The sequence below is a fragment of the Candidatus Obscuribacterales bacterium genome (genome assembly GCA_036703605.1).
Classification (GTDB): Bacteria; Cyanobacteriota; Cyanobacteriia; order RECH01; family RECH01; genus RECH01.
Genome location: DATNRH010000932.1, coordinates 1 through 12,014, shown reverse-complemented (window position 1 = coordinate 12,014; position 12,014 = coordinate 1). Strand labels below are relative to the sequence as shown.

Here is a 12,014-nt window from a genome sequence, read left to right as displayed (position 1 = left end):
CCCTCACCCCAAATCCCTCTCCCAGAATCGGAGAAGGGCTTTGAAAGCATCTGAAACCGTCTTGCGCCCCTTCTACCCTTGTGGGAGAAGGGGCTGGGGGATGAGGGAAAGAGGTGTCAGCCAATCAGCCGATGCCCATTGATCATTCGCCCATCGTTTAGAGGATAGTCGTTGCCATGCACACCTTTCTGCCCGTTGCCTACTTTAAAAATGAGTTTGTTCCCTTTGCGGACGCCAACCTATCGATTGCCACCCATGCGCTGCACTATGGAACTGGGGCATTTGGCGGACTGCGGGGCATCCCCGATCCTCAACATCCCGGTCATGCCTTACTATTCCGGCTCGATCGCCATGCCCAGCGTCTCAGCGATAGCGCCCGTTTCCTGCAATACGACCTGCCCGTCAGCAAAATTGCCGCCACCATCGTGGAGTTTGTGCAAAAAAATCAGCCTGGCACATCTTTCTACATTCGCCCCTTTGTCTACACCTCGGATCTCGGCATTGCGCCTCGGCTGCATAACGTCGAAAAAGACTTCTTTATCTATGGGCTAGAGCTGGGGGACTATCTCTCGCCGGAGGGGGTCGCCTGTCGCATTAGCTCCTGGTATCGCCAGGAAGATCGTAGCCTGCCGCTACGGGGCAAAATTAGCGGCGCGTATATCACCTCGTCCATGGCCAAAACGGAAGCGGTGTCGGCAGGGTTTGACGAAGCCATTTTGATGAACACCCAGGGGAAGGTCTGTGAAGCCTCGGGCATGAATATTTTCGTGGTGCGTCAGGGCAAGCTGATTACCCCTGGTTTTGACCAAGACATTTTGGAAGGCATCACCCGCGATAGCGTGCTGACGGTAGCGCAAGATCTGGGCATTCCAGTGGTTGAACGGGCGATCGATAAAACCGAGCTGTTGATTGCCGATGAAGTCTTCCTCAGCGGTACGGCGGCCAAGGTCACCCCGGTGCGCCGGGTCGAAAACTATGAGCTGTCGAGCGATCGCCCCATCACCACCCTCCTGCGCGACAAGCTCACCGCCATCACCGAAGGGCGAGATCCCCAGTATGAGTCTTGGATTACCCGAGTGGCAATCGCTTAGCGGATTCGCAGAGCACCATGAACCTGTTACCATACCGATTTGTGGGATCGGAGGTTCAGGATGGAGTCATCTCTAGCAGGACAAGTGGCGTTGGTCACCGGTGCATCCAGCGGCATCGGCGCAGCGTTGGCACGGCGGTTGGCGGCGGACGGCTGTCGGGTGGCGATCTGTGCCCGGCGCAGCGATCGCCTAGACGCGTTGGCAACTGACCTACGGCAGAGTGGAGCGGAGGTGCTGGCCCAGACCGTTGACCTTCGCCAAGAGTCGGACATTCTCCAGATGTTTGCCAGCCTGCGCCACCAGTGGGGCGGTGTGGATATTTTGGTGAACAATGCTGGGCTAGGGCACAACGCACCCTTAATGACCGGCGACACCGAGGCCTGGCGAGAGATGCTGGAGGTGAATGTGCTGGCCCTCTGCATCTGCACTCGGGAAGCCCTGCAGGATATGCAGGCCAGGGGCGATCGCGGCCATATTGTCCACATTAGCTCCATGTCTGGCTATCGCGTGCCCAGCATTAGCGGGCTCTATTCTGGTACCAAATTTGCGGTGCGATCGCTCACCGAGGGTCTGCGGCAGGAGCTGCGGGCTGCCGGATCATCGATCCGCATCTCGTCTATCAGCCCTGGCTATGTGGAAACGGAGTTTGCGGCCAAGTATCACCAAGATGCCCAGAAAGCCCAAGCTACCTACGACCAGTTTCCAGTGCTCAGCCCCGACGACATCGCCAATGCCCTAGAGTATCTGCTCACCCAGCCGCCCCATGTGCAGGTGCACGATATCCTCCTGCGTCCTACCCAGCAGGGCAATTAGTCACCCCGAGAGCGATCGCCCCATCCCCCGAATGCTCGTAACCCTGATAGGATCAGAGCAGGTACCCTAGCACTCCCAACGCAGCCATGGCATTGAATGATCTCCGCGATCTCTACCAAACCGTGATTTTGGAACGGTACAAAAAACCCCGTAATCGCGGCACCACCAGCCCCGTCGATCGCCACCAGCGTGGGCACAACCCCTCCTGTGGTGACACCATCGAACTCAGTCTTAAGCTCAACGAGGCCGATGGCTCCATTGACGATGTGAAATTTGAGGGCGAAGGCTGCGCTATTTCCATGGCGTCGGTAGATCTCATGGCCGAGGCCCTGCGGGGTAAAAGCTGTGAGGAGGCGCTGGAAATGGTGCAAACGTTTCAGGCGATGATGAAAGGCGATGCGGAGTTCCCAAAGGAGCTGCGCAAGCTGAATGTTATGCAGGGGGTAGCGCAGTTTCCGGTGCGGATCAAATGCGCCAATCTGGGTTGGCATACCCTGAAGGCCGCCCTCGAACAGGCAGGGCAAATCGAGGCAGTTGAGTTTGTCAGCAACGAAAATTTATAGACAGATCTATGAATGATCCAGGCCGTATTGACCTGTAGGTGTGAACCTTCCAGGGGCGATCGCGCCATCAGCAATAACGCCATCAACAATTAGTTTTAGTGGGATAGGGTGAGGATTTATGTTAAGTACGGCTGATTTTTTGGTGATTGCGAAATGGTTTGGCATCACGACCCTGGCCTTTGGGGCCTTGATGCTTTTGAGCTTTGCCTTTAAGTGGGGGTTTCGCTTTCGCCTAGTAGGGGTGACGGGCTTCATGGGCGTCCTCACTGCGGGGCTATTCGCCCTCAGTTTGGGCCCCATTGTGCCGACTAGCGTGCCCGGTGCGGTGCGCTATGTCACCGTGTTTGATTCCGGTGCAACCCAAGCGGTGATTGTCGTTCCCGCCACCATCACCGAGACGGAACTGGACGCCACCCTCAAACAGGCCGCCAGCAACCTCTTCTCCCCCGGTCGCCTCGGGCGCGGCGGCGATCGCCAACTCACCATCCTCGCCCGCACGGTGCTCCATCCCGAGGAGGGTGTCTCCCAGCCGCTGGTGTTGGGTCAGATCAAGCGATCGCTCCGAGATCGTACCGATGAGAACCTAAACGTCACCATCTACAGCGATCGCCTCGCCGCCATCCCGCCAGCACCCAACACCGACTCCTAAGCGATTCCGCTGAACCTTGCTGCCAATCCAAGAAAGTCTCCGCAAGTAACCATTGAGTATAGTAAATTGGTCTTTACTTGAGACTGATGTCATCCAGGACACCGATTTGTCAGAAAACCAATCGGTGCTGGATCCATCACCCCATGGATAGTCTTGTCTTCATTGATTGCGATCGCCCTGGCTGCAGGGTATCTTAGCCGTCTCCTACGACCCCATCCCGTCTATGACTCGTCTATCGCCTCAATCCGCTTCTTCTCCGGCAATTCTTCCCAGCCTGATGGTGGCTCCAGCGCGTATTGTGCGCGGGGCAGGTCTTTTGGCTGAAGCAGGCTCCATCCTGGCCCAGATCGGTCAACGGCCGCTGATCATCGGCGGCGATCGCACCCTGGCCCTAGTCGCTCCAGATCTACACCCAAGCCTCGTCCAACAGGGGTTGGCGATCGCCGATGTGGCCTATGGCGACGACTGTAGCGAAGCTGCCCTAGCCCATCTGCACCAGGCCCGTGAGCAGCATCAAGCCGATGTAATTCTGGGCGTGGGCGGCGGCAAGGCCCTAGATGCCGCCAAACTCGTCGCCCATCAGGCCCGCTTGCCCGTGGTCACGATTCCCACCTCGGCCGCCACCTGTGCCGCTTGGACAGCGCTATCCAACGTCTATTCTGACCAAGGCGCATTTCTCTACGATGTCAGCCTCGATCGCTGCCCCGACCTGCTGCTGCTGGACTATGACCTGGTGCAAACTGCGCCGCGCCGTACCCTGGTTGCCGGCATTGGGGATGCGATCGCCAAATGGTATGAAGCCTCGGTGAGCAGCGGTCATTCCCAACAAACCTTGATTGTGGCAGCAGTGCAGCAAGCTCGGGTGCTGCGCGACCTGCTGTTCCAAAAATCCGCCGCCGCCCTAGAGAATCCAGGCGGTGAAGAGTGGCGCGACGTGGTAGATGCGACGGTTCTCCTGGCAGGCGTCATCGGGGGAATTGGCGGAGCCCAATGTCGCACCGTGGCGGCCCATGCCGTCCACAACGGTCTCACCCATCTCCTGCAAAGCCACGGTACCCTCCACGGCGAGAAAGTAGCCTTCGGCATCCTCGTGCAGCTACGCCTTGAGGAATTAGTGCAGGGCAGTCGTCTAGCAGCCACAGCCCGCCAGCAGCTTCAGCAGTTTTATAGCACCCTCGGGCTCCCCCAAACCTTAGCCGATCTAGGTCTAGAGTCCATCACCATTGCCGACCTGCGCCAAGCAGCCGAGGTGGCCTGTGCTGAGCGTTCTGATATCCATCACTTGCCGTTTACGGTTACCCCCGATCAATTGATGGCGGCCATGGTGTCTACCACCACGCCCATCTCGGAAGTACGCCATCCAGAGGGCGATCGCCCCACCACAGATCAACCACGTTATACGGAGCAGGAGGGACAGTTGTGGGTTTAGACTGGATTCATCAGGCCGATCGCCTCAGTGCATTACCACCCTACGTATTTGCCCGACTGGATGAGCTGAAAGCCAAGGCGCGGGAACAGGGTCTCGATTTGATTGATCTGGGGATGGGCAACCCCGATGGCCCCACACCGCAGCCCGTAGTCGAAGCCGCCATGGCAGCCCTACAGGACGTTAGCAATCACGGCTACCCTCCCTTTGAAGGCACCGCCAGCTTTCGCCGCGCCATCACAGACTGGTACTACCGCCGCTATAACGTCGAGCTGGATCCCGATGGGGAGGCCTTGCCGTTGCTAGGTTCCAAAGAAGGGTTAACTCACCTAGCGATCGCCTACGTGAATCCTGGAGACTTGGTGCTGGTACCCAATCCCGCCTATCCCGCCCACTTTCGCGGCCCCTTGATTGCTGGCGGCAAAGTCCATAGCCTGATGCTCTCCGCCGAAAATAATTGGCTCATCGACATCTCCGCCATTCCCGAAGAGGTAGCAAGACAGGCCAAGATCCTGTATTTCAACTACCCCAGCAACCCCACAGCAGCAACCGCCCCCCGCGAGTTCTTTGAAGAGATCGTCGCCTTTGCTCGCCACTACGAAATTCTGCTGGTGCATGATCTCTGCTATGCCGAGCTGGCCTTCGATGGCTATCAACCCACCAGCCTGCTAGAAATTCCCGGTGCGAAAGACCTCGGCGTCGAGTTCCACACCCTCTCTAAAACCTACAATATGGCTGGCTGGCGGGTCGGCTTTGTCGTCGGCAACCGCCACGTTATCCAAGGTCTGCGCACCCTCAAGACCAACCTAGACTACGGCATTTTTGCGGCCCTCCAGCGAGCTGCGGAAACTGCCCTGCAACTACCAGACATCTACCTAGAAGAGGTGCAAACTCGCTACCGCACCCGCCGTGACTTCCTCATTGCAGGTCTAGGAAAACTAGGCTGGTCAGTCCCCAAAACCAAGGGCACCATGTATCTCTGGGTACCCTGCCCGCCGGGAATTGGCTCCACCGATTTTGCTCTGTCAGTGCTGCAGCAGACCGGTGTGGTTGTAACGCCAGGGAATGCCTTTGGCAGTGGTGGGGAAGGCTATGTGCGCATTAGTCTAATCGCCGAGTGCGATCGCCTTCAGGAAGCTCTTGATCGCTTTGCCGCCGCTGGCATTTGCTATCAACCCATGGCCGTGTCCTAACCCTTCGAGTCAACCTAGAGTTACTCAATATTGGCAGGGCGTAGCGCCGGACTAGCAGGCTCAGAGGAGGGCGATCGCTCTTGAGCCTGCTCTTCCTTCACACGTAGGGTCAAGAGTGCGGCAATCAGCATCGAGCCACCGCCGACGACAACAGCCCACAGTCGGTTTTCATGGAGCAGATTGACCATCACCCAACCAAAACCCAAGGATGCTACCACTTCCGGTAAGACAATAAAAAAGTTGAAAATTCCCATGTAAATTCCCCCCTTGCGCGGCGGCAGGGAACCCACCAGCATGGCGTAGGGCATGGCTAGCATACTGGCCCAAGCAATACCCACACCGACCATCGAGGCCAGTAGGAGGTATTGATCATGAATGAACATCAACGACAATAAACCGATCGCTCCGCAGAGCAGACAGAGGGCGTGGGTGAAGCGACGACCAATCTGTCGAGAAATCTTCGGAAGGGCAAAGGATATACCCACACATACGGCATTGTAGGCAGCCATGCAAAGCCCTGCCCATTCAATGCCTTCGGCATAGCGCAGCGAGTCTTCGTCTACTGCGCCGAAAATATTGTGGGCGACGGCGGGCGGGAAGTAGAGAAATAGGCAGTACATCCCCAACCAGCTAAAGCACTGCACCCAAGCCAATTGGCGCATGGTTTGGGGCATATGGGCGATCGCTCGCTTGATAGAAATCAGGGTTTTTAGGACACCAAGACGGCGATGCTGCTGCTGCTGAAAGGCTTCCATATCCACGGGTGGCTTCTCGGTGGTGCTGCAGACTGTCCACAACACCGTTCCCAAGAAGACCGCCGCCCCAATGTAAAACGACAGAGTCACCGAGGGAGGAATGGCATGACTTTCTGGAGGACTGATCACGTGCAGACCGTGGCTCAACACCCAGGGCAAGGCCGACGCCGTCACCGCTCCTAGCCCCACAAACAAACTCTGCATCGCAAAGCCTTGGGTACGCTGCTCGGCGGGCAAGAGATCCCCCACGAAGGCCCGAAACGGTTCCATACTGACGTTGGATGCCGTATCCAACAACCAGAGGGTTCCCGCTGCCATCCACAGGCTGGATGAATTGGGCATTCCGATCAAGGCAATGGAGCTAAAAATAGCTCCCACCAAAAAATAGGGGCGTCGCCGTCCTAGGGCGCACCAGGTATTATCGCTAAGGTTGCCGATAATCGGCTGGACAATCAGCCCCGTGAGGGGAGCCGCCAACCATAGGATGGGAATTTGGTGGGCATTGGCTCCCAAGTATTCAAAAATGGCGCTAGTGTTAGCCATCTGTAGCCCCCAGCCAAACTGGATGCCAAAGAAGCCAACGCTCATATTCCACAGTTGCCAGAACTTGAGACGATTAGACTGAGACACAAACGATACCATCATGCAGCGATACGCGATCAGTCCAGCATCCGCCACCCTGATCGCCAACCCATTTCAAACCTAGACGGGTTATGAGAAGAGCGATCGCCTAAGCATTCACTAGGGTATCGCAGCTTTCGGGTTTCAGATCTCGCTCCATGAGCGCTTCCACGGCTTGCTGGGGTGTAATCTTCCCGTTCAGCAAGCGATAGACCTGTCGGGAAATGGGGACGGGAATCAGCTCACGGTTGGCTAGGTCAATCAGCACGTTGGTGGTGTTGACCCCTTCTGCGGTGCTGTGCAAGTCTTCTAGAATTTGCTCCAAGGCTTTGCCTTCAGCCAGACCGTAGCCTACGCGGTAGTTACGGCTGAGGGGGCTAGAGCAGGTGGCTAGCATATCGCCCAAGCCAGCCAGACCAAAGAAGGTTTCCGGCTGTGCGCCTAGGTGCGTACCCACCCGAATCACCTCGGTCAAGGCGCGGGTAATCAGAGCAGATTTGGCGTTAGTGCCTAGGTTCAAGCCATCACAAACCCCAACCGCGATCGCAATCACGTTTTTCAGGGTGCCGCCCAGCTCCGTACCAATCGGGTCGTTGTTGGTGTAGACCCGGAAGCGATCGGAAGAAAAGAGCTGCTGCGCCCGCTCTGCTGCGACGATGTCAGAACTGGCCACAACGGTGGCAGCCGGTAAACCCGCGTCAATTTCTTTAGAAAGATTGGGCCCCGACAGCACAACAATGGAATGCTGAGGAAAAGCATCTTGGAATAGTTGAGATGGAGTGCGGGTTGTGGACGGATCGAGTCCCTTCGTTGCACTCACTAGAACCACATGGGCCGGCAACTGCATAGCTTTCAGCTGCTCAATAATCGTTGGCACGCCCTTCATAGAAATGGCGGAGAGAATGATATCAGCACCAGCGATCGCATCCTCTAAGCTGATGTCCAAACTCCGTGACCAAACTCGAACCTGATGGCCATTTTCGCGAGCCAGGGTTGCCAAAGCTGATCCCCATGCTCCTGCTCCCAAAACTGTCAGCGTAGCGGGTTTTGTTGTGATCATTTTCTCAATTTGCTGATGTGCTTCGTGGGCTAAACCGCCAGTGCGAGTCGAATTTGGTTCATGACTCATAGATAATTATCCTCTAGAACTCAATAGGTCAGACTATGGGGCTCCTGATGAACCCCTAGGTTAGGGAATTTGCGGCTAGGCTCGGTCAGCAGTAGATAGTGAAGGGATGGGCTGAGCCTGATCCAAGGCAGCGATCGCATAGTCGGGAATGCAGTTGTCGGCCATGTAGGTGGAATAATCGGCCAGTTGCTGATTACACCGATCGTCATCCCAACCGCAGTGAGTCATCAAGGTTTCCACGATGGCCGGCAACACATCAAACCCGTAGTTGCGACGCATGGCTAAGGTAGTACGGCGGCGACAGATATCTACCAAGGTGTGGGCATATTCAGCCTGTACTGAATATACGGCCTGGGCACGGATATCGGGCAGCTCAGGAATCAAGCGCTCAGCTAAGTCCGGAGCATCGTCTACTAGGGCTAGCACCTCTGTTGCCAGAGCGCCGTAAACCTTAAAGAGATGGTGGATCGACTCACTGGATACGTAGGCTTCATAGTGAGCGATCGCTTCACTAATGCGTGAATCCTGAGGTCGGATAGCTCCCGGCAGAGGCACCGTGCGGGCAGGCGAAGGCGGAATGCTGCGCTGTAGCTTACGGCAGGCTTTATCGACCATTTCTTCACCCACTTGGCGATAGGTGGTGAGCTTGCCGCCGATCAGGGAAATTAGGTTCTGGATACCATCCACTTGGTGATCGAATAAAATGTGATCCCGCGTGATGCTACCCGCACTGCTACTTTCCTTGTAAGGTAAGGGACGCACGCCAGAGTAGGTGAATTTCACGTCATCACGAGACAGTCCAGCAACGGGAAAGATTCGATTGGTTTCCGTCAGCAAATAATCAATTTCATCATTATCTGCCTTGACGCAATCGAGATTACCTTCATAGCGTAAATCGGTCGTACCAATCAAATACATTCCTAGCCAAGGCACAATAAAGAAGGGACGACCATCAGTCCTTGCTTCCACATAGAAGGCCGTATCGGGAGCACCCGGAAAGGCATCAACCACAATATGGCTGCCCTTCGTGCCGCCGATTTTACGTGTCTTGGCTATTGGTCGGGGGCGATCGCCCTGACGACCTAGTTGACAGACTTGGTCTACCCAGGGTCCAGAGGTGTTCACCACCACGGTCTTCGGTCCAATGGGCACATCAAAGGTTTCGCCGGTTAGCTGATCCTCACAGGTCAAGGCAGAAATGCGATCGCCCTTGCAGGGAATGGCCGTCACCGCGACATAGTTCAACACCGTCGCACCGGCTGCCGCTGCAGAACGGATATTTTCTAAGCAAAGACGCTCAGCATATTCGGCTTGACCGTCATAATATTGAGCAGCGCCCGTTAGCTGATCGGCACTAGCCGTGCGAAAATGTTGCTGAAACTTGGTGGCAGATAACATTCGGTGGGACAGCAGCGTCTTATCAAAGCTAAGAATGTCATAGAGTAACATACCCGCCTGAATTTCCCAGTAGCGCCGCGAACCATTACGATAAATAGGTATGGTCATTTGAATCGGTTTCACCAAGTGGGGAGCCGCCTGCAGCAAGATTTCTCGTTCCCGCAGCGATTCGCGTACTAGGTGAAACTCAAAATATTCTAAGTACCTTAATCCACCATGCACCAACCGAGTAGACCAACTGGTGGTGCCGCCAGCAAAGTCATTTTTTTCAATGAGGAGCGGCTTGAGACCCCGGAGGGCGGCATCTCGGGCCGTACCCGCTCCATTAATTCCGCCGCCAATGATAACGATATCGTAGGCTGTATTCTGAATGGCTTGAAAATCGCGCATGATACTTGATTCAATTGACCCGTAACTGGGAGTTTGCTCAACCCTTACTCTGGCAATGAATTAGGATCCACTACTTTAGCGTTCCGCCCCTTGAGCATACCTCGTTAATTTCATTATGTCCTCTACTGAGAGGAGTATTTTGGCAGCATTTGGCGACGTCTAGATCGCTGTAACCGGCTCTCCCAGCCCTAGTCATCAATATTAGATATCAGAAAATTAGATATCAGAAACTTGTAGGGCTGGCATTGCCCACCCTACAAGCTTGTCCAGTAGGTTTTAGACTAAAGCTGGCTCTTGCTCCGCCGGCTCTTCACCCAAAATCGCCGTGGCTCGAGCTTCCCGGAATAGGTGATTAGCCCACTGCTGCACGTCGTAGCGCTTAATAGCCTGGTACATACGTCCCATGCGCACCTTCTGCTCCTCCGGTGACATCGCCAAGGCTTCGTCAATCGACTCGTCCATACGGCTAGAGGCATAGGGATTGGTAAGGACAGCGTCAGGTAGTTCCACCGCCGAACCGGTAAACTCCGATAGCACCAAGACACCATCCTCACCTTCGTGGGCAACCACATATTCCTTAGCCACTAGATTTAAGCCATCTCGCAGAGGCGTAATCCAGGCAATATCTGCCGCTTTGAAGTAGGCAATGAGTTCTTCAAAGGGGATGGGTGTGGTAAATAGAATAATTGGCGTCCAGTTGAGTTTGGCAAACCGACCGTTGATCTTACCCACCAACTGTTCAATCTGTCCCTGGGCAGTTCTATACACCCGCATTCCTTGATTGGGCTGTACCGCCGTGGTGATCAGATTAATTTTGCCGTGCAGATCCGATCGCCGCTCTAGCAGTCGTTCGTAGGCCCAGAGCATTTCTCGGGTACCTTTCACGTAGTCCACCCGCCCAGCGGACATAATCAGCTTGTTATCACCCACCTCACGACGGATGTTGGCAATGCGCTCAGCCGTCTCTGGCTTTTGCAAAATGGACTGAATCAGTTGCGGATTGGTGCCTACCGGGAAGGCATCTAAGTTCACCAAGCGATCGCCATAGCGAACTTGGGTGGTCACTTCGGGTTCAGCCAGAGCTGTACCAAAGGGGGTAAAGGCTTGATCTACCGGCACTCTGCGGGTAATTTCAATGGGTCGCAAACTGCGGGCCGCGCCGACAAAGTTTTCTACATAGCGGGGAATGTGAAAGCCGCACAGGTCGCAGCACAGCAGGCTATCGACGATCGCTTCTCGCCAAGGCAGAATATTGAAAATATCCGCAGCAGGGAAGGGAGTGTGGTGGAAGAAGGCAATCTTAGCGTGGGGCATCTTCTGCCGAATGTAGTACGGCGTGAGCCACAGGTTGTAGTCATGGATCCAAATCAGGGCATCCTCCGCTGCATCTTCACAGGCAGCCTCGGCAAAAAGTTGATTAATGTGCTGGAAGTTCTCCCAATCCGATGAGTCGTAGGTAAACTGCCAGGGGAAGGAGTGGAGAATCGGCCAAAACGCTTCCTTCGAGGTGATGTGGTAAAAGTTCTTCACCTGATCGGGCGTCAGAGGAATGCGGCGCACCACACAGCTATCACTGGCTCCGTCTGGGCTAATTTCAGCTTGAAACGGTTCTTTTTTGCGAGGGTTGACCTGCTTCCATGCAACCCAGGTGCTGCGCTCTGCGTTGGCAAAGAAACTTTTTAGGGTAGGAACAATGCCGTTAGGGCTTTTTTTCTCGCGGTAATGGAGTGTTCCATTCTCATAAACCTCATCATAAGGTTCACGATGATACAGAATCACAAGGGAGGATTTCATGGAGTTCTCTCCTAAATGGTCAAGCTGCTAGAGTCACGAGCGATAAATCACGAGCGATAAATATCGAACGGATGCTCTTGGGGGTCGTTGCATTCAACCGGCATAGGTTCTACTGCACCATCACGGAATATGGATAACGAGATACACCGGTCTCATCTGGCATCCCCTCAGCGTTTTTTTGCACCAGATGAC

10 protein-coding genes are annotated in these 12,014 nt (G+C 55.2%); 6 read left to right on the top strand and 4 right to left on the bottom strand.

Annotated features, from left to right (window positions below; all coding sequences use genetic code 11):
• Positions 1-176: 176 nt before the first annotated feature.
• The 6 genes from V6D20_19190 (at position 177) to V6D20_19165 (ending at position 5,735) form a co-directional block, all read left to right on the top strand.
• Positions 177-1,091, top strand: coding sequence for a branched-chain amino acid transaminase (locus V6D20_19190; protein ID HEY9817907.1), 915 nt, complete (start codon positions 177-179; stop codon positions 1,089-1,091).
• 60 nt (positions 1,092-1,151) lie between these two features.
• Positions 1,152-1,904 carry an SDR family NAD(P)-dependent oxidoreductase gene (locus V6D20_19185; protein ID HEY9817906.1) on the top strand — a complete coding sequence of 251 codons (753 nt, stop codon included), beginning with the start codon at positions 1,152-1,154 and terminating at the stop codon, positions 1,902-1,904.
• 86 nt (positions 1,905-1,990) lie between these two features.
• Complete coding sequence (locus V6D20_19180) at positions 1,991-2,467, top strand: SUF system NifU family Fe-S cluster assembly protein (protein ID HEY9817905.1); 477 nt, start codon at positions 1,991-1,993, stop codon at positions 2,465-2,467.
• Positions 2,468-2,585: 118 nt separating this feature from the next.
• A complete protein-coding gene (locus V6D20_19175) occupies positions 2,586-3,116 on the top strand; it encodes a Ycf51 family protein (protein HEY9817904.1) in 531 nt (176 codons plus the stop codon).
• A gap of 223 nt (positions 3,117-3,339) precedes the next feature.
• Complete coding sequence (locus tag V6D20_19170; GenBank protein ID HEY9817903.1) at positions 3,340-4,545, top strand: iron-containing alcohol dehydrogenase family protein; 1,206 nt, start codon at positions 3,340-3,342, stop codon at positions 4,543-4,545.
• Positions 4,536-5,735, top strand: a complete 1,200-nt coding sequence (locus V6D20_19165) for an aspartate aminotransferase (protein HEY9817902.1) — start codon at positions 4,536-4,538, stop codon at positions 5,733-5,735. Before V6D20_19170 ends, V6D20_19165 begins: the two co-directional genes overlap by 10 nt.
• 20 nt (positions 5,736-5,755) lie before the next feature.
• Here the strand turns inward: V6D20_19165 and V6D20_19160 are convergent, their stop codons facing one another.
• From V6D20_19160 to ggpS, 4 genes are all read right to left on the bottom strand, one after another.
• Positions 5,756-7,120 carry an MFS transporter gene (locus V6D20_19160; GenBank protein HEY9817901.1) on the bottom strand — a complete coding sequence of 455 codons (1,365 nt, stop codon included), beginning with the start codon at positions 7,118-7,120 and terminating at the stop codon, positions 5,756-5,758.
• 100 nt (positions 7,121-7,220) lie between these two features.
• Positions 7,221-8,240, bottom strand: a complete 1,020-nt coding sequence (locus V6D20_19155) for an NAD(P)H-dependent glycerol-3-phosphate dehydrogenase (protein ID HEY9817900.1) — start codon at positions 8,238-8,240, stop codon at positions 7,221-7,223.
• 75 nt (positions 8,241-8,315) lie between these two features.
• The gene (glpD, locus tag V6D20_19150; protein HEY9817899.1) at positions 8,316-10,028 is read right to left on the bottom strand and encodes a glycerol-3-phosphate dehydrogenase; all 1,713 of its coding nucleotides are present in this window, start codon (positions 10,026-10,028) and stop codon (positions 8,316-8,318) included.
• A 276-nt stretch (positions 10,029-10,304) separates the two neighbouring features.
• Entirely contained in the window at positions 10,305-11,822 is a 1,518-nt protein-coding gene (gene ggpS / locus V6D20_19145) for a glucosylglycerol-phosphate synthase (GenBank protein ID HEY9817898.1), read from the bottom strand.
• Positions 11,823-12,014: the final 192 nt, after the last annotated feature.